Here is a 22220-nt window from a genome sequence, read left to right as displayed (position 1 = left end):
CCGGCCCGGCCGAGGCCCTGCGCTCGGCCGCCGGGGGCCCGGCCCCGCTCGGCCTCCGCGCGTCCCCGGCGGGTCCGGGGTTCAGTACCGGGCCACGAACTCCCGCTGGTCGGCGAGGAATCCGTCGGCGAACAGTGACCGCGGGGCGAACACCGCCGTCAGTACCGCGGACACCTCGGACCGCTCGATGTCCGGCGTCACCAGTGAGTGCGTCGCGTCCGGGTAGTGGCGTACCTCCAGGCTCCCGGCCGGCAGGACGGACCGGTAGACGGCCTCGGTCTCGGCCACGTCGACGTGGCGGTCCTGCCCGGCCAGCAGGAGCAGCACCGGGGTGCCGCGCACGGCCCGGAGGTCGGCGGTGGCGTCGGCGGTGTGGTTGCGCGCCGCGAAGCCCCAGCGTGCGGGGGTGAAGCCGTCCAGCTCGCCGCCGACCGCGGCCCGGAACTCCTCGAACGACGCGCCGCGGTCCATCAGTTCGCCCCGGACCTGCTGCCGCCGGACGGCCGCCGCGGTCTCCTCGGCGGAGGCGCCCCGGTCGCTCAGCTCGGCGAGCAGGTCGTAGCGGCCCTGGGTCGCCCAGGCGATCGCGGGGGAGACCGCGATCACGAACGCCGGTGCCGGATCGTGTGCCGCGACCTTCGGCAGCACCCAGCCGGCCTGGCTGGCCCCCCACAGCCCGATCCGCCGCCCGTCGATCTCGGGCCGGCTCCTGGCCCAGGCGACGGCGTCCTCGGTCTCGCGCGCCCGGTCGTCCATGCTCTGGCCGAGCCAGTCGCCGGGCGATCCGCCGACCCCCGGCTTGTTCCAGGAGAGCGAGGCGTAGCCCGCCTCCGCCAGGGCCTCCCAGATCGGGCGGTAGAAGGTGTCGTGGGTGGCGTCGATCGGCCCGTCCCCGTGGACGAAGACCACGAGCCCGTACGGCCCCCGCCCGCCCTTCGGGAGCGCGAGCACCCCGTCCAGGGTGCGGCCGTCGTGGGTGACCGTCACCCGCTGCTCGCGGATCCGGTAGTCGTTCTCGTACACCGCGACCCCGCCCAGCCCGAGGGCCACCAGTAGCGCCGCCACGCACGTCAGGACCAACCTCCTCGCCATGCCGTACCCCTCCCGAAGAACTAACTATCGATGCAAAAACTATCGCACATGGTCCGATCGTATTAGATTCGTACCATAATGGCATCGACACTTCACCGCGGGATACCGGCCGGCGCGGACCACCGGGTCGCCGAGCTCTACTGGGAGGCCTTCGGTCGCAAGCTCGGCCCCGCCCTCGGGCCGCCCGAGCGCGGGCGCGCCTTCGTGGCGGCCCACCTCCGGCCCGACCGGGGGGTGACCGCCCTGCTCGACGGCCGGGTGGTCGCCGTCGCCGGGTACCGGCACGAGGGCCGCTCGCTGGTCGACGGCACCGCCGCCCAGGTGGCCCGGGCCTACGGGCCGCTGGCCGCGCTGCCCAGGCTGGCCGTGCTCGCGCTGCTCGAACACCGGCTCGGACCGGGCCTGCTCGCAGTCGAGAGCATCGCCGTCGACGGCGCCCTGCGCGGCCGGGGCGTGGGCACCCTGCTGCTCGCCGAGCTGGATCGGATCGCCGCCGAGCACCGCTACGACGGCCTCACCCTCGACGTCGTCGACGCCAACCCGCGCGCCCGGGCCCTCTACGAGCGGCACGGCTACGCTGCCCGGCACACCGCCCGGACGCCCTGGCTGCGCGACCTGCTCGGCTTCGGCGCGGTCACCACGATGGTCCGGCCGCTGCCCGCCGCCCACCGGTGACCGGCGCGCGTCGGTGACCGGCGCCTATGCTCGGGGGATGCCGCCCACGCCGCCCGCCGTCGAGATCCCCACCCGCGTCCTGGTCCTGGGCATGGTCCGCGCGGACGGCACCGTCGACGCCGGTGAGCTCTACGCCGCGGCCGGCTCGCTCGGCATGACGGACCAGCAGGTGCGGCTGTGCATCAAACGGCTGGCCGCCGAGGGCCGGCTCGCCCAGGAGGGCCGGGGCCGGCGGGCCGTGCTGCGGGTCACCCCGGACGCGACCGGCGCGATCGACCCGGACCTCGACCTGGTGGCCCACGCCTACCTTCAGGACCACGGCCTCGCGCCCTGGGACGGCCACTGGCAGCTGACCGCCTTCGCCGTCCCCGAATCGGCCCGCCCGGCCCGGGACGCGCTGCGCGCCGCCGTCCTGCGGCTCGGCGGCGCCCCGCTCCAGGGCGGCCTGTACGTCACGGCCAACCGGATCGACCGGGAGGTGGCCGCGGAGGCGGAGCGACTCGGAGTCCCGGAGGCCGTCACCACCCTCACCACCCGCGACCTGCGGATCGGCACCGAGACCGACCCGTCCGCGCTCGCCCGGCGGCTCTGGCCGCTGGACGACCTGGCGGCCGGCTACCACCGCCTGGCGGCCGTCGCCGCCGCCCGCCACGACCGGCTCGCCGGCCGCACGCCCACCGCCACCGAGGCGTTGACCACCGCCGTCGAGCTGGCCGCCGAGTTCACCCGGGCGATGGAGCCCGACCCGCTGCTCCCGCCGGAGCTGCTGCCCCGGCCCTGGCCGGGCGCCCACGCCAGGGAGGTCTTCGCCCGCTGCTGGTCCCGTCTGCTGGAGGTCCGTCCCCCCGGGAGCCCGGCCCTGTTCGCCGCGTACGAGCGGGTGCTGGGCGCCGACTAGGCGTGCCGGAGGGTCAGCTGACGATCGAGAAGCTCAGCCAGCGCTCGCTCGCGTCCTCCACCGACGTCCCGGTGGCCAGGTAGAACGTCTCGGCGCCCTGCGGGTCCGCACAGTCCGGGCCGTGGTGCAGCACGATGTCGGCCAGGATGTTGTTGCGCACCGCCGTGACGCCCTGGGCGGTGAAGCTGTGGCAGGTGCCGTTGAACGGGCTGGTCAGCTTCACCGTGGTGACGCCGTCGGTCGCCGTGATGGTGCCGACCGGCGGGTCCGAACAGCCGGCCAGGGCGAGCGAGAGTGCGGCGGCGCCGACGAGGGCGGTGAGCGACCTGGGGACGGCCATGGCGAACTCTCCAATGCCAGGTGTGGAATGTGTGTGGGCAACGGCAACGGCTCGAAAGATACCGCGCCGACCGGCCGATCCACAGCTGGAACAGAACTTAAGGGCGTGTCCCCGTAATCGAATTGACGTGCCATCAGATGCGTTTCAGGCGGACTCCAGTGCCGCCCGGACCAGTGCGGCCGTCGCGGCGGCGTGCTCCTCGTCCCGGTAGTGGCCGCGCGGCCAGAAGAAGCCGCGCAGCCCGTCCTTGCGGTTCCGCGGGACCACGTGGACGTGCAGGTGCGGGACGGACTGGCTGACCCGGTTGTTGGCGGCGACGAAGCTGCCCGCCGCCGCCATCCCCGACTCGACGGCCGCCACCACCCGCTGCACCCGGGAGAAGTACGGCCCGACCTGGTCGGCCGGCAGGTCGGTCACGGTCTCCACGTGCTCCCGGGGTACCACCAGGACGTGGCCGGGGAAGAGCGGCCGGTGGTCCAGGAAGGCCACCACCGCCTCGTCCGCCAGCACCCGGTGGGCGGGTACGGTGCCGGCGACCACCGCGCAGAAGATGCAGTCCACGGCGCCATTGTCGCCCGGCGCGGCCCGTCCTTCCCGCCAGGCGGGGCCGGTCGGCCGGAGCGGCGGACCGGCCGACGCGACGCCGTCCGACGGTCCGTCACCACGGCGGACGTCAGCGCGGGCGGGGCCCGGGTGCCGGTGTGAGGATGCGAGCGTGACCACCACCAGCGAGAGCGCCCCCGCCGCGCCCGGGGCGGCGGCGCCCGTCCTCGACCGGCGGCAGCGCAACATCGTCTTCGGCACCATCATGCTCGGCATGCTGCTGGCCGCCCTGGACCAGACGATCGTCGGCACCGCGCTGCCCACCATCGTGGCCGACCTCGGCGGTGCGGAGCACATGTCCTGGGTGGTGACCTCCTACCTGCTCGCGGAGACCGTCACCACGGCACTGGTCGGCAAGTTCGGTGACCTGTTCGGGCGCAAGCTGGTCTTCCAGGTCTCGGCGATCGTCTTCATCACCGGGTCGTTCTTCTGCGGCCTGGCCACCGGCATGTCGCTGCTGATCGGCTGGCGGGCCCTTCAGGGCGTCGGGGCCGGGGGTCTGATGGTCACCTCGATGGCGCTGATCGCGGACGTCATCCCGCTGCGCGAGCGCGGCAGGTACCAGGGCGCGATCGGTGCGGTCTTCGGCGTGGCGACCGTGATCGGCCCGCTCCTGGGCGGCCTGTTCACCGACCACCTGACGTGGCGCTGGGCCTTCTACGTCAACGTGCCGATCGCCGTCCTGGTGGTCATCGCCGCGGCCCGGAACATCCCGTCGGTCCGCTCCGTCGCCCGGCCGGTCATCGACTACCCCGGCATCGCCCTGGTCGCCGTCGGCGCCGGCTCACTGATCCTCGCGACCAGCTGGGGCGGCAACCAGTACGCCTGGGGCTCGGCGACGATCATCGGCCTGTTCGTCCTCGGCGTGCTGGCGCTGGCGGCGTTCTGCGTGGTGGAGACCCGGGCCGCCGAGCCGATGCTGCCGATGCGGCTGTTCCGCAACCAGGTCTTCACGGTCTGCTCGGTGCTGAGCTTCATCGTCGGCTTCGCCATGCTCGGCGCGTTGACCTTCCTGCCCACCTTCCTGCAGTACGTGGACGGGGACTCCGCCACGGTCTCGGGGGTGCGGACCCTGCCGATGGTCCTCGGCCTGCTGATCGCCTCGGTGTTCAGCGGCAACGTGGTCTCCCGGACCGGCCGGTACCGGATCTTCCCGATCGTCGGCTCGCTGGTGATGGCGGTGGGCCTCTACCTGTTGTCGCGGATGGACGCGCGGAGCGGGGCCTGGCTCGACTCGCTGTACATGTTCGTGCTCGGCACCGGGATCGGTCTGTGCATGCAGGTGCTGACCATCGCCGTGCAGAACACCGTCGACTACGCGGACCTCGGCACCGCCACCTCCGGCGTGACGTTCTTCCGCACCCTCGGCAGCTCCTTCGGCACCGCGGTGTTCGGCACCATCTACACCAACGCCCTCGCGACCAACCTGGCCCAAGGGGTGGCCGGGGCCACCGCGGCCGGCGGTGACCCGGCGCAGCTGACCAGGGCCGCCCAGAGCCCGGAGGGCCTGCACGGGCTGCCGGCCGAGCAGGCGGCGCCGATCGTCGACGCGTACGCGCAGACGCTGCAGACCGTCTTCCTGTGGACGGTGCCGGTGGCCCTGCTCGGTTTCGTGGTGGCGCTGTTCCTGAAGCAGGTCGAGCTGCGGGACTCGGCCCGGGCCGGCTCCACCGACATGGGGGAGGGCTTCGCCTCGCCGGGCTCCGGCGACTCGGCCCGGCTGCTGGAGCTGTCCGTCGCCGGCATCCTGCGCCGCACCGACCTGGACACCGCCCGGAGGATCGTCCGCGGTTCCGACTCGCACCTCGACATCGCCGGTGCCTGGGCGGTGATGCAGGTCGAACTGTTCACCCGGACGATGGGTCACGCCAACCTCAACCTGATCGCGGCCCGCCGCAAGCTCCCGCCGGAGGTGCTGGAACCGGCCTTCGAGCGGATGGTCGCGGGGGGGCTTCCTGAGCCGCGAGGGTACCTTCCTCAGCCACACCGAGGCCGGCCGGCGCGAGGCGGACGCCCTCAACCGGGCCTGGGCCGGCTGGCTCAACCAGGAGCTGGAGAAGGACCGCGGCCGCCCGCGCAGTGCCGAGCTGCGGGCGGCGGTGGACACCATCGCCAAGCGCCTGATCGTGGAGGAGCTGACGGAGGGCCTCCCGCAGCACGAGCCCCCCGTGGCGGTCGGCGCGGGGAGCGCCGCACCGGGGGCGCGGCCGGTGCCGTGAGCCCGGGGCCGCCCGGCCGGCCGCGCGCCGTCAGGCCCGCAGGGCGGCCGCCGCGGCCCCGACCAGGCCGGCGTCGGTGCCGAGCTCGGCCTGCCGCACCCGGACGCCACGGGCGAACGGCAGGGCGGCGAAGGTGTCCAGGTGACGGGCGAGCGGCTCGAACAGGACCGGGCCGGCCTGGGCCACGCCGCCACCGATCACCACGGTCTCGATCTCGACCAGCGTGGCCGTCGCGGCGATCCCGGCGGCCAGGGCCCGCGCCGCCCGGTCGTAGGCGGCGAGCGCGACCGCGTCGCCGGCCCGGGCGGCCTCGGCGACCGCGGCGGCCGAGGTGTCGTTCCCGGGAGCGCGCCAGCCGTGCGCCAGCGCGTACCCGGCGATGGCCGTACCGCTGGCCAGGCCCTCCAGGCAGCCCGTGCCGCCGCAGGGGCAGGGCTCGCCGTTCAGGTCGACGCTGATGTGGCCGATGTGGCCCGCGTTGCCGGTGAGGCCCGTGTACACCCGTCCGTCGAGGACCAGACCGCCGCCGACCCCCGTCGAGACCACCATGCACAGGGCGCTGCGGCACCCGGCGGCGGCGCCCTGCCAGTACTCGGCCTCGGCGATCGCCACGCCGTCGCCGATCAGCGTGACCGGCCCGCCGGTGGCGCGGACGGCCGGGTGCGCGCCGACCGACGCCACCAGGGGGAAGTCGCGCCAGGCCGGGATGTTGACCGGGCTGACCGTTCCCGCCGAGGCGTCGATCGGGCCGGCGCTGCCGATCCCGACCGCGTCCACCGCGGCCCAGCCGGGGTCGGCCGCGAGCTCCTCGATCAGGGCGTGCACGGTGTCGAGCAGCACCGGGGCCGCGGCGCGGGCCGGGGTCGGCCGCTGGGCCCGGGCGGTCAGCGTGCCGTCCTCGCGCACCAGGGCGGCCGCGATCTTCGTCCCGCCGATGTCCACGGCCGCCACCAGCCGCTTCGCCTCGCCACCTGCCACCGTCGCCGCCTTCCGTCCGCGGCCCGCCCCGGGCCGTCGGCCCGTCAGGCTACCCCGAGCGGGCGGCCCGGTTCAGGTGGCGTCCGGCCTGTCGCCGAGCCGGAGCAGGCCGGCGTCCGTCGGAGCGAATCCGCAGGCCTCCAGGTAGAACGGCCGCAGGTGTTCCTCGAAGTCGACGTGCAGCCAGTCGCAGCCGGCCTCCCGGGCGCCGCGGACGGCGGCCGCGACCAGCTCCCGGCCGACCCCGGCGTGTCGGAGGTCCGCGGCGACCACGGTGTCCAGCAGGAAGGCGTGCGCTCCGCCGTCCCAGGCGAGGTTGACGAAGCCGACCAGCCGGCCGGCGAGCCGGGCACAGACCCAGCCGAGGCTGTGCCGCTCCAGCCGGGCCCGCCGGCCGACGTCCTCCCCGGGGTGGCCGAAGCCCTCCCCGTGCAGGTGGGCGAGGGCCGCGTCGTCGACCTCGCCGCGCCACTCGTAGTCGATGATCATGCCGTCGATGGTAGGCCCCGTCCGTGAAGGCCCACCGGGCGTGGCTGTCGGTGCGGGCTGCCACACTGCCGGGCATGACGACCGTGACCACGATGACCCTGGACCGCTGGCGGGCCCTGACGGACGACCAGGCCCGGCGCTTCGCCGGGACGGTCGCCGAGCGGGTCGGGGCGGACGGCTGGACGGTCGAGCGCCCGGCCGACGCCCCCGCGCGGGCGCTCTTCCGGGTGGGCGGGCAGGAGTTCGCGCTGGTCGCCGGCGGTACGGCCGAGCTGGGATTCGATCCCGCGGCCTTCCGCCCGCCCGCGGCGCTCGCCGAGGCGTACGAGCGGTGCGGCGAGTTCGTCGAGCCGTCCACCGATCTGGTCGCGTACCTCACGGGCGTGCTGAGCCCGCGGCGGACGGTGCGGCTGCCGTCCTTCCTGATGGGCGTGGACGCGCTGGCGCTCCCGGTCGGGCCGGGCCGGCGGCTGCCCAGCCCGGACGAGTGGGAGTACGCCTGCGGCGCCGGCGCCCGGAGCCTGTTCCGCTGGGGCGACACGCACCCGGCGACGGCGGACCCGTTCAGCACGCCGGACGGCCCGCACCGGGCGGCGAACGCCTTCGGGCTGCGGATCGGCCGCAATCCCTACCAGGCCGAGCTGACCTCGGACCCGGGCGTGCTGCTCGGCGGCGACGGGGGCGAGGCCACCTGCGGCGGGTACGGCAGCTTCCGGGCGTGGCTCCCGCTGGCCACCGCCTTCCGGGAGCCGTACCTGGCCGAGCTGCTGGGCGGGGATCCGGCCGACTGCTCGGAGGAGGTGCTCGCCCGGCCCGTGATCGAACTCTGAGCCGGCCCTCAGTCGTCCGAGGCACGCAGCACGACGCGCGGGCGGGCCGGATCGTCGGCGTACACCTGCACGGTGACGTGCTGTCCGTCGCCCTTCCGGACGGCCTGGGTGAAGGCCGCGCCGGTGTGCGCTCCGCAGCCGGTGACCGGGGCGGAGCCGGGGGCGGGCGCGGGTGCCGGCAGCCCGCCGGTGTGCAGGAACTCCCGCAGGCCGTCCGTGGTGGTGGTGAAGGTGACCATCAGGTCCCGGTCGCCGAAGAGCGGGTGCTCCACCGTGTCGTGCCGCAGGGCGGTGGCGTCCGCGGGCAGGGTGAGGCCGAAGTAGCCGCTGGTCTGGTCGATCTCCCGGAAGGAGGTCGAGCAGGCGGTCAGGTCCTCGCCCTGGCCGGGCGCCGGCGTGAGCAGACCGCCGGCCACCACCGCCACCGCCACGAAGGCGAGCAGAATCGGAGTCAGGCAGGCCAGGACGACGGCCTTCCCGGCCCGGCGGTGTCCCTCACGTTCCATCACGGCGGCCACTGTGCCCGAACGGCTGTACGACCGGCAACCCGGGCCGTGCGGACGCCCGGACGTCGGTGTTCCGGGAGGAGGGCCCGACGGCCGCCCCGGTGCGGGCGCGCGGCGCGGACGCCGGTGGGCCCGGGGCTGCGGTCTCCTGGGTGAGGAAGGCGTACGGGTGTGCCGGGAGGGCGGCGGCGGCCCGCTCGCGCCGGTGGCCGTGCCCGTCCCACCAGCCGAGCAGCAGGACGGGCAGCTGACGGCGCAGCCGGCCCCGGAGGTCGGCGAGGTCGGAGGCGGTGTCGCCGCAGCCCGGGCAGTGCGCGAGGTGCGCCGCCGACGCCGCGGACAGGGCCGGCCGGCCCGCGGCTCGGGCGGTCAGGGACGGCACGGTCGGGGCGCAGGCCGGCCGGTGCGCGGACGCCCGCCGGTACAGCTCGACGTGGGTGCTGCGCAGCCCGGCGAGCGAGCTCGCGACCAGCGACCGGGCGTCCCGGCGGCGCAGCCCGAGGATCCGGGCCACCAGCTCGCCGTCCTCCTGCTCCACCACCGCGTACCACAGGGCCGTCTGCCAGGGCGCGGGGAGGATCCGGTAGGCCTCGGTCAGCCGTTCCGGCTGGTTCAGCGGCCAGGCGCCGCCGGCCGCCGCCCACTGCCGGAAGCCGTCGGTGAGGGCCGCCGCCGCGCCGTCCCGGCGCCACAGCCGGACGGCCGACCCCCGTGCGGTGGCGAACAGCTGCACCCGCCACGGCAGGCGGCCCGGCGGGTCGCGCCGCGCCAGCCGGTAGGCCCGGGCGAAGGTCTCCCCGGTCAGCCGGTCCGACTCCTCGTCGTCGGCGACGCAGGTGCCCAGGTAGCCCCGGACGGACTGCCAGTGCCGGTCGACCAGGGCGGTGAAGGCGGCCGGGCGGCCGTGCCGGACCGCGCGCAGCAGTTCGGGGTCGGGAGCGGTGGACCGAAACCGTCCGGCCGGGTGCGGGAACAGCTCGTGTGCTCGGCGGGTCACGTGATCGTCCTCGGGGGGCGGGGAGCGGCGGACTGTCGGGATCCGGGTCCGGCGATCGCCGTGCCGTGGTGCGCGCGGTGTCGTCGGTCCCCTCGCAGAGGAGGAGGGCCGGACGGCCGCCGCGTCCCGGGACTTTGCCCAGCCTTTACCCGTCCCGGGCCGGTCCGCCCGGTGACGATCCGTCCGCCGGGCCGGGTGAGCGGTTCAGCCGGCGGGCCGGGCGACGGCGCGGGCCGTGGTCGTGCTGCGGAAGCGGTGGTAGGCGTCCGGGTCGAATCGGCCGGCCCGTGGGGCGAGCACGGTCGCGGCGGAGAGTGCCACCGCGTCGGGCAGGACGGCGGGCCAGGTGGCACCGCCGAGCAGTCCGGCAGCGATGGCGGCCACCGCGGAGTCGCCCGCGCCGGTCGGGTTGCCGGTGACGGCGGTGGGCGGGGCGCAGCGCCAGGCGCCGTCCGGGGTGAGCGCGAACAGGCCGTCGGGGCCGAGCGAGGCGATCACCGTGCCGGCGCCCGCGGCGCGCAGGGCGGCGGCGGCCGCGGGCACGTCGGCGAGGTCGGTGGCGGCGCGCAGTTCGGTGGCGTTGGGCTTGACCACGGTCGGTCCGGCGGCGAGGGCGGCGGTCAGGGCGGGGCCGTCGGCGTCCAGCACGGTCGGGACGCCGTGGGTGCGGGCGAGGGTGACCAGCTCGGCGTAGGCGTCGCGGGGGAGGCCGGGCGGCAGGCTGCCGGAGAGCACCAGGACGCCGGCCGACGGCAGCAGGGCGGCCACCTCGGCCCGCAGGGCGGCCCACTCGGGGCCGGTCAGCGCGGGGCCGGGTTCGTTGAGCAGGGTGGCGTCCGTGCGGTCGACCACCGCGACCGTGCGCCGGGTCTCGCCGGCGATCGGGACGGCCCGGTACGGCAGGGCGCAGGCGTCCAGGTCGGTCCGGACGGCGGTGCCGGTCGGGCCGCCCAGTGGCAGCACGGTGAGGGCGGGTCGGCCCAGCGCGGCCAGTACCCGGGCGACGTTGACGCCCTTTCCGCCGGCCTGTGCGGCGACCTCGGTGACCCGGTGGCCGGTGTGTGGGCGGAAGTCGGGGACGGTGTAGGTCAGATCGAGGGCGGGGTTGGGTGTGACGATGAGGATCACGGCTGCTGACTCCCCCACGGATTGACGTTTTCTGCTCAATGAACGGCTGTTTCGGGCAGATTCAATCATCTACTTGAGCAGTCGCGACAGTCTCCGGTCGGCCAGCGTCCGCCCGCCGGTCTGGCAGGTCGGGCAGTACTGCAGCGAGGAGTCGGCGAAGTTGACGGACCGCACGGTGTCCCCGCAGCGCGGGCAGCGCTCCCCGGCCCGCCCGTGCACGGCCATCCCGGCCTTCTTCTCGGCCTTCAGGCCGTCCGCCGCGGCCACCGCGCGGGCCCGCTCCAGCGCCTCGGACAGCACCAGCCGGACGGCGTCGAACAGCCGCCCCAGCTGCTCCTCGTCGAGCCCGGAGGCCAGCGCGTACGGGGACAGCAGGGCCGTGTGCAGGATCTCGTCGGAGTAGGCGTTGCCGATGCCGGCCAGTACGGTCTGGTCGGTCAGCAGGGTCTTCAGCCGCTTGCGGACACCCGAGGTGAGGCCGGCCAGCGCCGCGACCGAGAATTCGGCGCCCAGCGGGTCCGTGCCGAGCCGGGCCACCCCCGGCACCGCCCGCGGGTCGGTCACCACGTACGCGGCCAGCCGCTTGGTGCTGCCCTGCTCGGTGACCTCGAAGCCCGAGCCGTCGTCGAGCACCAGCCGCAGCGCGAGCGGGCCGTGGCCGGGCCGGCGGGCCGCAGGCCGGTCCGGGAAGGAGGCGCGGTGGCGGATCCAGCCCGCCCGGGCCAGGTGCAGCACCAGGTGGAGGCCGTCGCCGGTCGTCAGGTCGAGGAACTTGCCGTACCGGCCGACCCCGCTGACGGCCTGTCCGTGCAGCGCGTGGACGGGCGGGTCGAAGGTCTTGAGCACCTGGACGGACAGCACGTCCAGCCGGGCGAGGGCGCGGCCGGCGCAGTCCTCGGTCATGCGCTCGGCCAGGGCTTGGACTTCGGGCAGCTCCGGCACACGGTCAGTGTGGCCCGCGGCGGGGAGGGCGGCCACCGCTGCCGAGGGGGGACGTATCGGACATCCGTCGCGGCCGGGTAGGGTACGGCCGTCACAGTGACACTCAAGTGGAGGACAGGCCAGATGAACATCGAGACGGCCAAGGCGGTCTTCGCCCGGTTCGACGTCGACGGCGACGGGCACATCTCGCCGGAGGAGTACTCCAAGGTCATGGCGGAGATGGGCGACCCGTACATCACCGTCCCCAAGGCCCAGGCCCTGATCAGCGACGCGGACACCAGCAAGGACGGCCTGCTGAACTTCGACGAGTTCTGGGCGATCCAGGCCCGCTGACCCGTACGGCGCGACCCCCGGCGCAGCCCCGCGCCGGGGGTCGCGCCGTTCCCGTGCTCAGCCCAGCGGGCCGTACGCCCGGTGCAGCCGCCGGACGCCCTCGACCAGTCGCTCGGGGCCGTCCGCGCAGGCGTAGCTGAGCCGCAGGTGCGGGGCCGGGGACTCGGCGGTGAAGTACGCCCGGCCCGGGGTGACGGCCACCCCGGCCCGCAGCGCGGCCGCGGTGAGCGCGGTCTCGTCCCGGCCGTCCGGCAGCCGCAGCCACAGGTGGTACCCGCCGTACGGCAGCCGCTCGGGCAGCAGCGCGGGCAGCAGCCGCCGCAGTTCCCCGGCCAGTGCCCGGCGGCGGTCGTGCAGGGCGCCGGACAGCGTGCGCAGGTGGTGCGACCAGGCGGGGGAGCCGACCAGCTCCAGGGTGGTCTCCTGGAGCGGGCGCGGCACGAAGAAGCTGTCCACGGCCTGCACGGCGCGCAGCCGTTCGAAGGCCGGTCCGCGGGCGGTGATCGCGCCCACCCGCAGGCTCGGCGAGCTGGGCTTGGTGAGCGAGCGGATGTGGACGACCACGCCGTCCGGGTCCTCGGCGGCGAGCGGGGCGGGCAGCGCCGGGGCGTCCGAGTGCACCAGGCGGCGGGCGAAGTCGTCCTCGACCACGAAGGCGCCGGCCGCGCGGGCGATCCGCAGCACCTCGGGCCGGCGGGCGGCGCTCAGCACGGCGCCGGTGGGGTTCTGGAACAGCGGCTGGCAGACGAAGGCGCGGGCCCCGCTGGCGGCGAAGGCGTCCGCCAGCAGGTCGGGACGGACGCCGTCGGCGTCCACCGGCACCGGGACCGGGCGCAGCCCGGCGGCGCGGGCGACCGCGAGCATCCCGGGATAGGTCGGCGACTCGACCAGGACCGGGGCGCCCGGGGCGACCAGCGAGCGCAGGGCGGTGGTCAGGGCGCTCTGGCCGCCCGCGGTGACCAGCACCTCCGAGGCGGTCAGCGGCCCGCCGACGTCCCGGGCGAACCAGGACCGCAGCTCCGGCAGGCCCTCGATCGGCGGCCGCCCCCAGGCGCCGGGCCGTCGGCCGGCCCTGGCCAGCGCGGCGGCCAGGGCGCGTTCCGGCTGGAGGGCGGGGTGCAGGTAGCCGCTGTTGAGGTCGACGACCTCCGCCGGGGCGAGCGCCAGCGCGGCGAGGACGCCGGTGGCGTCGGCGCCGCGGGTGGGCGGCAGACCGGCCTCGGCGCTGAGTGCGACCTCCTGCCAGGAGGTGTCGACCGGTGCCGGTCCGGCGGGGGCGGCCTCCGCGCGGAACACCCCGGCCCCCGGCCGGGACACCACCAGCCCCTCGGCGACCAGCTGGGCGATCGCCCGGGCCACCGTCACCGGGCTCACCCGGTGGCGTTCCACCAGGGCGCGGCTGCTCGACAGCTTCTCTCCGGGAGAGTAGCGGCTGAGCTCGCCGCGGAGGATGGCGGCCAGTTCACCCACGCTGCTACGCTCGTTCATGACAGCACAAGATAGCGCTATTCGGCCGGTGGCGATAGCGGTCGGCGGTACCGCCCTCGCCGCCCTCGCCGTGCTCGGCTTCTCCCTCAGCTTCCCGGCGACCGTCTGGGCCCTGCGCGGTTTCGGCCCCTGGACGGTGACCGGCCTGCGTGGTGTCCTCGCGGCCGCGCTCGCCGGGGCCTGCCTGCTCGCCACCCGGGCTCCTCTGCCGCGACGGGCCGACCGTGCCGGGCTGCTGGTGGTGGCCGTCGGCTGCGCGGTCGGCTTCCCGCTGCTCACCACACTGGCCCTGCAGGTCTCCTCGGCCGCGCACTCCGCGGTGGTGATCGGTCTGCTGCCGCTGGCCACCGCGGTCTGCGCGGTGCTGCGCAGCGGCGGGCGCCCGGCCCGGACGTTCTGGTGGGCGGCGCTGGCGGGGGCGGCGGTGGTGCTGGCCTTCACCCTGACGCAGAGCCACGGCGGTCTCGGCCGGGCGGACGGGCTGCTGTTCGCCGCGCTGCTGCTGTGCGCGGCCGGGTACGCCGAGGGCGGGCGGCTGGCGCGCCGGATGCCCGGCTGGCAGGTGATCGCCTGGGGGGTGGTGCTGGCGCTCCCGGTCACGCTGCCGCTCACGCTGGTGGCGCTCGCCGCGGAGCCGGTGCGGATGGATCCGCGGGCGGTGACCGGGCTGCTCTACCTCGCCGTGGTCTCCCAGTTCGGCGGTTTCGTGCTCTGGTACCGGGGGATGGCCGCGATCGGCGTGCCCCGGGCCAGCCAGCTCCAGCTCGCCCAGCCGCTGCTGACCCTGGGCTGGGCGGTGCTGGTGCTGGGGGAGGAACCGTCGCCGGCCGCGCCGGTGGCCGCGGTGGCGGTCCTGGCGTGCATCGCGGCGACGCAGCGGGCCCGGGGCTGAGCCCCGGGCCCGCCCGGGCCGCTACTGGATGTTCGCGGCCTTGCAGGCCGAGGCGCGCGGGCCGTCGCAGATCTGGGCGGCCGTGTACAGGCCGCCGGCGATGATGGTGTCGTTGATCCGCGGCTTGGTGACCACGATCGGGCTGAGCAGCATGGACGGGATCTGGGCGCCGTTGCTGTCGGTGATGGCGGTCGCGATCGAGGTCACGTCCAGGCCCTTGACCAGGTAGACCGCGATGTTGGCGGCGGCGTCCGTCTCCGGCCGGAAGGGCTTGAAGATGGTGTAGGCCTGCTCGCCGGTGAGGACCCGCTGCACGGCGTCCAGCGAGGCGTCCTGGCCGCCGACCGGGACGTTGTCGATGCCGGCCTTCTTCAGCGTCTCGATGATGGACGCGGCCATGCCGTCGTTGGCGGAGTAGACGGCCTGGAAGCCGTTCTTGCCGAGCTTGCCGATGGCCTCGGTCATCTTCTGGGCGGCCACCTCCGGCTTCCACTCGCCGGACTGCTCGTACGCGATGCTCTTGACCTTGCCGTCCAGCGTCTTGTGCGCGCCGAGCTTGAAGTCCGCGGCGTTCGGGTCGCTCTCGGCGCCGTTGACCATGACGACCTGGGCGTTGCCGGCCTTCGGGCCGAGTGCGTCCAGCAGGGCCTGGCCCTGGAGCTCGCCGGTGCGGCGGTTGTCGAAGGAGACGTAGGCGGCCACGTTGCCGGCGGCGAGCCGGTCGTACGCGACGACCTTGGCGCCCTTCTTGTTGGCCGCCTCCACCCACGGGGCCGTCGACTTGGCGTTGACCGCGTCGAGCAGGATGACCTTGACGCCGCGGGCCAGCATGTCGTCGAACTGCTGCTTCTGGTTGCCCTCGTCGCCGTCGGCGTTGGCGTAGTCGATGGTGCACTTGGTGCAGAGCCCGGCGACGGAGGCCTCGATCAGTGGCTTGTCGAAGCTCTCGTAGCGGGTCGACGACGCCCGCTCGGGCAGCAGCAGACCGATGGTCTTGTTGGTGGGTCCGGACGACGAGGGGTCGTTCAGGCCACAGGCGGCGAGCGACAGCGTCATCGACACAGCGGCCGTGCCGACGAGCAGGCGACGCGTCATTGCGTTCATGGTGGGTGGTGCCTCCCTGACAGCGCCGCAGCCTCGCGGCGAGTGAAGGGGAGTCAAGCGGTCGCTCCGATGTGACGTCAATAATTAAAGCATCCTGCTGACAATGTCGACCAAGTCGTTACCTTCTTGAATGATCATTTCGAATGACCCGCGTAGACCCCGGGAAGGGGGCGGGGATGGGATCAACTTCTCAACAAGGCGGCCCCAACTCCCGCCCACTGGAGGCGAACCCGGCCCCGCACCCCCACCGGCTACCGCTCGGCGCGGACCACCAGGAAGACCCCGCTCACCACGATCGCGCCGCCCAGCAGCACCGGCCAGGTCAGCGGCTCCGCCAGGACGAGCCAGCCCAGCAGCACCGCCACCACCGGATTGACGTACGCGTACGTCGCGACCAGCGGCAACGGTGCCCGCTGGAGCAGCCAGGCGTACGCGGTGAAGGCCACCAGCGAGCCGAAGACGGCCAGGTACGCCAGTGCGATCCAGGACCGGCCCGACACCGCGGCCGGATCGAAGTGCTGCGGCTCGCCGCGCAGCACGGCCAGCAGCAGGTCACCGACGCCGGCCGCGAGCATCTCGTAGACGCTGGCGGCCATCGGGTTGGCCGGCATCTCCAGCTTCCCGGCGAGGAAGGAGCCGAAGGCCCAGACCAGCGCGCCCACGACCACCGCCAGCAGGCCGCTGAGCTTCACCTGCCCGCTCAGCCCCGGCGAGGTCAGCACCGCCAGGCCGACCAGGCCGACCACCACGCCGGCCAGCGTGGCGAGGGGCGGGCGCCGACCCGAGGAGAGGTTCAGCAGCACCACCCAGAGCGGCACGCTCGCCACCAGCAGCGCCGCCATCCCGGACGGCACCGACTGCTCCGCCAGGACCACCAGCCCGTTGCCGCCCACCAGCAGCAGCAGGCCGACCACCACCGCCGAGCCCAGCTGGCGGCCGGTCACCCGCAGCCCGGCCGGCCCTTGGCGCCAGAGCACGAGCAGGGCCAGCAGCGGGGCCGCCGCCAGGAACCGGGCGCTCGCGGACAGGAACGGCGGCATGGTCTCGACCGCCACCCGGATCGCCAGGTAGGTCGAGCCCCACACCACGTACACGATGCCCAGCCCCGCCCAGACCGCCCCGCCGAGGCCGGGCCGGCCGGTGGGGCCGGTGGGGCCGGGTCGGCCGGTGGGGGTGGGGCCGGCGTCGGGGGAAGTGGCGTCCGCCGTCGCTCGCGGTGCCGAGGATGACATGTGTGACTCCTGATTTTGGTCCTGTTGGCGGCCTGTGCGGGTATGAGACCACATCCGGCGCCGCAGGTACACGCGGTTCCGCCGCCACCGAGCCGCCCCGGCCGTCCGGGTGGACCGTCTGGGCCGACCGGATGAACCGCCGCCGCCCGGCGTGTGCCCGCCACCGGGACGGCCCCGCCCGGGTGGTAGGCATGGAGCCCGTTCGAGGGGCGACCGAGGAGCGCACGGGGTGGAGTGGTTCGCGGGACCGGAGTACTGGCTCGCCCGGGAGGTCTTCCAGGGCCTGCTGGCCGCCGTCTACCTGACCGCCTTCCTCGCCGCCGCCAACCAGTTCCGCGCGCTGATCGGCGAGCGCGGGATGCTGCCCGTCCCCGCCTTCACCGCGCGCGTCCCGGCCCGCCGCTCACCCAGCCTGTTCCACCTGCACTACTCGGACCGGGCCTTCGCCGCCTCGGCCCGGACGGGCGCCGCCCTCTCGGCCGCGCTGCTCGCCGGCGCCGACGACCTGCTGCCGCTCTGGGCGGCCATGACCCTCTGGGGTGTGCTGTGGGTGCTCTACCTGTCGATCGTCAACGTCGGCCAGACCTGGTACGCCTTCGGGTGGGAGTCCCTGCTGTTGGAGACCGGCTTCCTGGCCGCCTTCCTCGGCAACGACGACGTCGCACCGCCCGTGCTGGTGCTCTGGCTGCTGCGGTGGGTGCTGTTCCGGGTCGAGTTCGGCGCCGGGCTGATCAAGTGGCGCGGCGACCGCTGCTGGCGCGACCTCACCTGCCTCTACTACCACCACGAGACCCAGCCGATGCCCGGGCCGCTCAGCTGGTTCTTCCACCACCTGCCCCGCCCCCTGCACCGGGCCGAGGTGGCGGCCAACCACGTCGTGCAGCTCGTGGTGCCGTTCGGACTCTTTCTGCCCCAGCCGGGCGCGACGGTCGCCGCCGCACTGATCGCCGTCACCCAGCTCTGGCTGGTGCTCTCCGGCAACTTCGCCTGGCTGAACTGGCTCACCATCGCCCTCGCCGTCTCGGCCGTGGACGCCGACCGGCTGCCGTTCCCGCTCCCGGACCGCTCCGGCGGACCGGCCGGACCACCCTGGTACCAGGCCCTGGCGATCGCCCTCACCGCCCTGATCGCCGTCCTCAGCTACTGGCCCGCCCGCAACCTCCTCTCCAGCCGGCAGCAGATGAACCGCTCCTTCAACCGGATCCACCTGGTCAACGCCTACGGCGCCTTCGGAACCGTCGGACGGCTGCGCCACGAGGTCGTGATCGAGGGCACCGACGAGCCGCACGTCACCGACCGCACCACCTGGCGCGCGTACGGCTTCAAGGGCAAACCCGGTGCCCTCGGCCGGATACCGCGTCAGTTCGCCCCCTACCACCTGCGGCTCGACTGGCTGATGTGGTTCGCCGCCCTCACCCCCGAGTACGCCCGGCCCTGGTTCGCCCCGTTCGTGGCCAGACTGCTGGTCAACGACCCGGACACGCTGGCCCTGCTGCGGCACAACCCCTTCCCCGGCACCCCGCCGACCCACGTCCGGGCACGCCTGTACCGCTACCGTTTCACCACCTGGAGCGAACTGCGCACCACCGGCGACTGGTGGCACCGCACCCCGGCGCACGACTACCTCCGCCCGTCGACCCGTCACGACCTCGCCCACCTGCTGCCCCCGGAGAACCGCTGAGCGGTATACGACGTGATGCGTAGAGCGATACCGCGGCGGCGCGGCGAGTTGTACGGGCCCCGGTGCGTGCGTGCCTCGAACGCTCACCCGTATCCTGGGCCTCCGCGCCGTCCGAGCCGGGCTGCTCGCGACGCTCCGACCGCTGAAACCTCCCGCTGAAACCTTCCCCGCCAGCCTCCCGCCAGAACCGGACCTGCCATGACAGTGCGCTTTCTGAACGACGCCGACGCCACGGTGCCGGCCCCAGCGGAAACCCCGGACGGCGAAGGCCGCCGGAGCACCCGCGAGGGGCTCGGCCGGTACGCCGAACAGGGCGGCTTCACCCTGACCACCGAGACCAACCCCTGGATCGAGGCCGCCGACCACGTCGCCGGCGCCGAGGACGCCCGCGCCGCCACCACGGTCCTGGCCGAGCTGCGCAACGGTGACATCCGCGCCGTCGGAGCGGCCGTCACCGGCCTGGCCGCCAAGGCCGGGCTCAACGTCCCGGAGACCCTGCACGGGCTCAACCTGCTGCTCGACGTCTTCCAGCGGGTCCAGCGCGCCTCCGGCGCGCTCCGCGCCGACGTGTACGAGGCCGACCTCGAATCCCTCATCGCCGCCACCGCGGACGGCCGCTGGCGCAAGCAGCGGGGCGTCAAGCTCTCGCTCGGACAGCGTTGGGCGCTCCGCTCGCAGGCCAAGAGCCTCACGGTCGGCGGCCGCACCAGCCGCGCCGACCTGCACGCCGCCCTGACCGCCGCCGCCGCGGCCCGCACCGACTGGGCGGCCCTGGCCGACGACGACGCCACCGCCCGCCCGGTCGTCCCGGTCGGCGGCACCCTGATCGCCGAGACCGCGCAGGCCGTCGAGTCGCTCGGCACCGCGGTCCGCGCGCTCGGCCGCCTCCTGCCGGAGCGCGACCTGGAGGCCCTGCCCCTGGGCGAACTCGCCGACCTGGTCGACCGCCTGGCCGCCGACGAGGGCACCCTCTACCGGCTGCCCGCCCTGCACACCGCCCGCCAGGAGCTCGTCGAGGCCGGGCTCGAATCCCTGCTGATCGAGCTGGCCGAGCGTCAGGCCGACCGGGACGCGGCACTCGCCGCGTACGACCGCGAGGTCGGCGCCGAGGCCGACGCCGAGGCCGAGGAGCAGGCCGCCCGGCAGGCCCTCGCGGCCGGGCCGCGAGGGGAGGAGCCGCCTGCGGCGGTCGAGGCCGCCGAGCCGGAGGCCGCTGAGGTCGAGGCCGCCGACGTCGGGATCGAGGCCGCCGAGCCGGTGGCTGAGGTTGCGGTTGAGGCGGAGGCGGAGACCGCGGAGGTTGTCGCCGAGGTCGAGGTCGAGCCGGTTGCCGTTGAGGAGCCGGTCGTCGAGCCCGAGGCCGTTGCCGTTGAGCCGGAGCCGGTTGTTGAGGCCGAGGCCGAGGTTGAGCCGGTTGCCGTTGAGGAGCCGGTCGTCGAGCCCGAGGCCGAGGTTGAGCCGGTGGCTGTCGAGGAGCCGGTCGTCGAGGCTGAGCCGGTTGCCGTTGAGCTGGAGCCGGTTGTTGAGGCCGAGCCGGTGGCTGAGGTTGCGGTTGAGGCGGAGGCGGAGACCGCGGAGGTTGTCGCCGAGGTCGAGGTCGAGCCGGTTGCCGTTGAGGAGCCGGTCGTCGAGCCCGAGGCCGAGGCCGAGGCGGTGGCTGAGGTCGAGGTCGAGGTTGAGCCGGTGGCTGTAGAGGAGCCGGTCGTCGAGGTCGAGCCCGTTGCCGTCGAGCCCGAGCCGGTCGTCGCCGAGCAGCCCGCTGAGGTGCCCGTCGAGGCGCCGAAGAAGGCCCGTCGGCCGAAGAAGCCGGAGCTGACCGCCGGTCGGCCGGTCACCGCGTACTCGGCGGCGGAGCTGACGGCGCTGGTGCGCTGGATCGACGGCGACGGTGTCGAGCGGTCCGAGGACGAGCTGCTGCGTGCCGCCATGAAGGAGCTGGGCTTCGCCCGGCTCGGGCCGCGGATCAAGGAGGCGCTCGGCGCCGCCGTCACCGAGGCCCGCGGCTGACGGCAGCCGCCGCCGTACGAATGCGCCCGCCCGAGCGATCACCGCTCGGGCGGGCGTTTCGTTCGGCGGGCGCGCGTCCCGTCACTCCCCGATGTCCTCGAACCACAGGTCCGGGCGGGCCGCGACGAAGCCGGTCATCAGCCGGACGCACTCGGGGTCGTCCAGCACCGTGATGCCGATCCCGTGCTCGGCCAGCCAGGTGTGGCCGCCCTCGAAGGTGCGTGCCTCGCCGATCACCACCCGGCCGATCCCGAACTGCCGGACCAGGCCCGAGCAGTACCAGCAGGGCGAGAGCGTGGTGACCATGACGGTCCGTCCGTAGCCGCGGAGCCGGCCGGCCGCGCGGAAGGCCGCGGTCTCGGCGTGCATGGACGGATCGCCGTCCTGGACGCGGCGGTTGTGCCCGCGGCCGAGCAGTTCGCCGTCGGCGCCGAAGAGCGCGGCGCCGATCGGGATCCCGCCCTCGGCCAGCCCGGTCCGGGCCTCCTCGACCGCCACCGCCAGCATCCGTTCGAGCTCCACCACGACCACCACCGTCCTTCGCCCCGGCCCTCCCTCATCATCGGGCAAGCGCCCGGGCCGGGACAGTGCGCCGCTCCGGGACGGCCACCGTCCCGGCCGCAGCGGTGGACGGTGCTCGTGGTGGCGAGGTACGCCACGTCGTTGACGTGGTCCCGGTGGCTGTGGCCGACCGGGATCAGGTCGGGTCGGCCCGCGCGCTGGCTCACCAGGTCCCCGTACCGAGAGGGGTGTGCGGGTTCTCGTGTCGTCGGTCGTCTTCCGGTCCGTCATGTCTTCCCTGCCGTGGTCGGGTCCGGATGCGCACGCCCGCGTCCCGGTTCCCCCGGGCCGCCCCGGATCGGGCCGTCGGGGGCCCGTAGGCTGCGGGTATGCGAGATTTTGCGGCGGGGGTCGGCTATCTGTTGAGGGGGCAGCGCTGGGTGGCGCGGCACGGGCGGTGGTGGGGTTTCGGGATGATCCCCGCCCTGATCGCGCTGGTCGGCTACGTGGCGGCGCTGACCGCGCTGGTGGTGTGGTCGGACGACCTCGCCTCCTGGGCGACGCCGTTCGCGGACCACTGGGGTTCGCCGTGGCAGGGCCTGCTGCGCGGGCTGCTGGCGGCGGTGGTGCTGGCCGCCGGCGGGCTGCTGTCGCTGGTGACGTTCACCGCGGCCACCCTGCTGGTCGGCCAGCCGTTCTACGAGTCGCTGTGCGAGAAGGTGGACGAGAGCGAGGGCGGTGCCCCGCCGGCGCCGGAGGTGCCGCTCTGGCGCGAACTGCTGGTCTCCGCGCGGGACAGCGTCCAGGTGCTGCTGCGGGTGGTGGGCTTCGGTGTGCTGCTGTTCGCCGCCGGCTTCCTGCCGCTGGTCGGTCAGACCGTGGTGCCGGTGCTCGGGGTCTGCGTGTCCGGCTACTACCTGACCGCCGAGCTGTCGGCGGTGGCCCTCCAGCGCCGGGGGATACCGCAGCGCGAGCGGCTGCGGCTGCTGCGAGGCCGGATGCCGTTGACGCTGGGATTCGGGGTGGCGGTGACGCTGCTCTTCCTGGTGCCGTTCGTGACGGTGCTGGCGATGCCGGGCGCGGTGGCCGGGGCGACCCTGCTGGGCCGCGACCTGGCGCCGGTCGAGCCGGACGAGTCGGTGGAGCCGGACGAGCCGGTGGAGTCGGACGGGCCGGGCGCCGACGGTTCCGGGGAGGCCGACGGGCCGGCCGGGAACTCCCCGCTCGACCTCTCCAAGGACTGACCCCGGGAATACGGGAAATAGCACGGGGAATTCATTCACGG

The 22220-nt window shown here is 74.7% G+C and carries 21 protein-coding genes and 1 pseudogene; 9 read left to right on the top strand and 13 right to left on the bottom strand.

From position 1 onward, the window contains the following. Window positions 1–81 precede the first annotated feature (81 nt). A complete protein-coding gene (locus tag ACIOFR_RS05865) occupies window positions 82–1092 on the bottom strand; it encodes an alpha/beta hydrolase family protein (protein ID WP_400992789.1) in 1011 nt (336 codons plus the stop codon). Between the two features lie 78 nt (window positions 1093–1170). On the opposite strand from ACIOFR_RS05865, the gene ACIOFR_RS05860 reads away from it, so the two are divergent. Next, a complete protein-coding gene (locus ACIOFR_RS05860) occupies window positions 1171–1767 on the top strand; it encodes a GNAT family N-acetyltransferase (RefSeq protein ID WP_400992787.1) in 597 nt (198 codons plus the stop codon). Between the two features lie 37 nt (window positions 1768–1804). Further along, the gene (locus tag ACIOFR_RS05855; RefSeq protein WP_400992785.1) at window positions 1805–2665 is read left to right on the top strand and encodes a PaaX family transcriptional regulator C-terminal domain-containing protein; all 861 of its coding nucleotides are present in this window, start codon (window positions 1805–1807) and stop codon (window positions 2663–2665) included. Between the two features lie 13 nt (window positions 2666–2678). Here the strand turns inward: ACIOFR_RS05855 and ACIOFR_RS05850 are convergent, their stop codons facing one another. Together ACIOFR_RS05850 and ACIOFR_RS05845 are read right to left on the bottom strand one after the other, a co-directional pair. Further along, complete coding sequence (locus ACIOFR_RS05850) at window positions 2679–3005, bottom strand: hypothetical protein (protein WP_400992783.1); 327 nt, start codon at window positions 3003–3005, stop codon at window positions 2679–2681. Between the two features lie 144 nt (window positions 3006–3149). Continuing rightward, window positions 3150–3566, bottom strand: coding sequence for an HIT family protein (locus ACIOFR_RS05845; protein WP_400992781.1), 417 nt, complete (start codon window positions 3564–3566; stop codon window positions 3150–3152). A 154-nt stretch (window positions 3567–3720) separates the two neighbouring features. Between ACIOFR_RS05845 and ACIOFR_RS05840 the strand changes: the two are divergent. Then, window positions 3721–5827, top strand: a pseudogene (locus tag ACIOFR_RS05840) (MDR family MFS transporter). Window positions 5828–5857: 30 nt separating this feature from the next. Here the strand turns inward: ACIOFR_RS05840 and ACIOFR_RS05835 are convergent. Together ACIOFR_RS05835 and ACIOFR_RS05830 are read right to left on the bottom strand one after the other, a co-directional pair. Continuing rightward, window positions 5858–6805, bottom strand: coding sequence for an ROK family protein (locus ACIOFR_RS05835; RefSeq protein WP_400992779.1), 948 nt, complete (start codon window positions 6803–6805; stop codon window positions 5858–5860). A 72-nt stretch (window positions 6806–6877) separates the two neighbouring features. Then, entirely contained in the window at window positions 6878–7294 is a 417-nt protein-coding gene (locus tag ACIOFR_RS05830; RefSeq protein WP_400992777.1) for a GNAT family N-acetyltransferase, read from the bottom strand. Between the two features lie 74 nt (window positions 7295–7368). On the opposite strand from ACIOFR_RS05830, the gene ACIOFR_RS05825 reads away from it, so the two are divergent. Further along, the gene (locus ACIOFR_RS05825; protein WP_400992775.1) at window positions 7369–8124 is read left to right on the top strand and encodes a hypothetical protein; all 756 of its coding nucleotides are present in this window, start codon (window positions 7369–7371) and stop codon (window positions 8122–8124) included. 8 nt (window positions 8125–8132) lie between these two features. On the opposite strand, the gene ACIOFR_RS05820 is transcribed toward ACIOFR_RS05825, so the two are convergent. From ACIOFR_RS05820 to ACIOFR_RS05805, 4 genes are all read right to left on the bottom strand, one after another. Beyond that, a complete protein-coding gene (locus tag ACIOFR_RS05820; RefSeq protein WP_400992773.1) occupies window positions 8133–8633 on the bottom strand; it encodes a hypothetical protein in 501 nt (166 codons plus the stop codon). Then, window positions 8620–9627 (bottom strand): RNA polymerase sigma factor, encoded by a 1008-nt coding sequence (locus ACIOFR_RS05815; protein WP_400992771.1) that lies wholly within the window; start codon window positions 9625–9627, stop codon window positions 8620–8622. Before ACIOFR_RS05815 ends, ACIOFR_RS05820 begins: the two co-directional genes overlap by 14 nt. A gap of 204 nt (window positions 9628–9831) precedes the next feature. Then, window positions 9832–10755, bottom strand: a complete 924-nt coding sequence (locus tag ACIOFR_RS05810; protein WP_400992769.1) for a 1-phosphofructokinase family hexose kinase — start codon at window positions 10753–10755, stop codon at window positions 9832–9834. A gap of 69 nt (window positions 10756–10824) precedes the next feature. Then, entirely contained in the window at window positions 10825–11697 is an 873-nt protein-coding gene (locus ACIOFR_RS05805) for a DNA-formamidopyrimidine glycosylase family protein (RefSeq protein WP_400992767.1), read from the bottom strand. 123 nt (window positions 11698–11820) lie between these two features. Between ACIOFR_RS05805 and ACIOFR_RS05800 the strand changes: the two genes are divergently transcribed. Next, the gene (locus ACIOFR_RS05800) at window positions 11821–12030 is read left to right on the top strand and encodes an EF-hand domain-containing protein (RefSeq protein WP_400992765.1); all 210 of its coding nucleotides are present in this window, start codon (window positions 11821–11823) and stop codon (window positions 12028–12030) included. Window positions 12031–12087: 57 nt separating this feature from the next. Here the strand turns inward: ACIOFR_RS05800 and ACIOFR_RS05795 are convergent, their stop codons facing one another. Beyond that, window positions 12088–13518, bottom strand: coding sequence for a PLP-dependent aminotransferase family protein (locus ACIOFR_RS05795; protein WP_400992764.1), 1431 nt, complete (start codon window positions 13516–13518; stop codon window positions 12088–12090). Here ACIOFR_RS05795 and ACIOFR_RS05790 point away from each other — a divergent pair. Next, the gene (locus ACIOFR_RS05790) at window positions 13517–14410 is read left to right on the top strand and encodes a DMT family transporter (protein ID WP_400992762.1); all 894 of its coding nucleotides are present in this window, start codon (window positions 13517–13519) and stop codon (window positions 14408–14410) included. The genes ACIOFR_RS05795 and ACIOFR_RS05790 overlap by 2 nt on opposite strands. A 21-nt stretch (window positions 14411–14431) precedes the next feature. On the opposite strand, the gene ACIOFR_RS05785 is transcribed toward ACIOFR_RS05790, so the two are convergent. Together ACIOFR_RS05785 and ACIOFR_RS05780 are read right to left on the bottom strand one after the other, a co-directional pair. Then, window positions 14432–15514 carry a sugar ABC transporter substrate-binding protein gene (locus ACIOFR_RS05785; protein ID WP_400992761.1) on the bottom strand — a complete coding sequence of 361 codons (1083 nt, stop codon included), beginning with the start codon at window positions 15512–15514 and terminating at the stop codon, window positions 14432–14434. A gap of 251 nt (window positions 15515–15765) precedes the next feature. After that, window positions 15766–16746: an EamA family transporter gene (locus ACIOFR_RS05780; RefSeq protein ID WP_400992760.1), complete on the bottom strand. Its 981-nt coding sequence runs from the start codon at window positions 16744–16746 to the stop codon at window positions 15766–15768. A gap of 229 nt (window positions 16747–16975) precedes the next feature. Between ACIOFR_RS05780 and ACIOFR_RS05775 the strand changes: the two genes are divergently transcribed. Both ACIOFR_RS05775 and ACIOFR_RS05770 read left to right on the top strand, forming a co-directional pair. Next, window positions 16976–18427 (top strand): lipase maturation factor family protein, encoded by a 1452-nt coding sequence (locus ACIOFR_RS05775; protein WP_400992759.1) that lies wholly within the window; start codon window positions 16976–16978, stop codon window positions 18425–18427. Window positions 18428–18625: 198 nt separating this feature from the next. Next, the gene (locus ACIOFR_RS05770) at window positions 18626–20434 is read left to right on the top strand and encodes a hypothetical protein (RefSeq protein ID WP_400992758.1); all 1809 of its coding nucleotides are present in this window, start codon (window positions 18626–18628) and stop codon (window positions 20432–20434) included. An 81-nt stretch (window positions 20435–20515) separates the two neighbouring features. Here ACIOFR_RS05770 and ACIOFR_RS05765 read toward each other — a convergent pair whose 3' ends face one another. Continuing rightward, on the bottom strand, window positions 20516–20941 hold the full coding sequence (locus ACIOFR_RS05765; protein ID WP_400992823.1) for a nucleoside deaminase: 426 nt from the start codon (window positions 20939–20941) through the stop codon (window positions 20516–20518). A gap of 383 nt (window positions 20942–21324) precedes the next feature. Between ACIOFR_RS05765 and ACIOFR_RS05760 the strand changes: the two genes are divergently transcribed. After that, complete coding sequence (locus tag ACIOFR_RS05760) at window positions 21325–22179, top strand: EI24 domain-containing protein (protein WP_400992757.1); 855 nt, start codon at window positions 21325–21327, stop codon at window positions 22177–22179. The last annotated feature ends 41 nt before the right edge of the window (window positions 22180–22220 follow it).

The organism is Kitasatospora sp. NPDC088346, assembly GCF_044740765.1.
Lineage (GTDB): Bacteria > Actinomycetota > Actinomycetes > Streptomycetales > Streptomycetaceae > Kitasatospora.
This window is presented reverse-complemented; position numbering and strand designations above follow the sequence as displayed.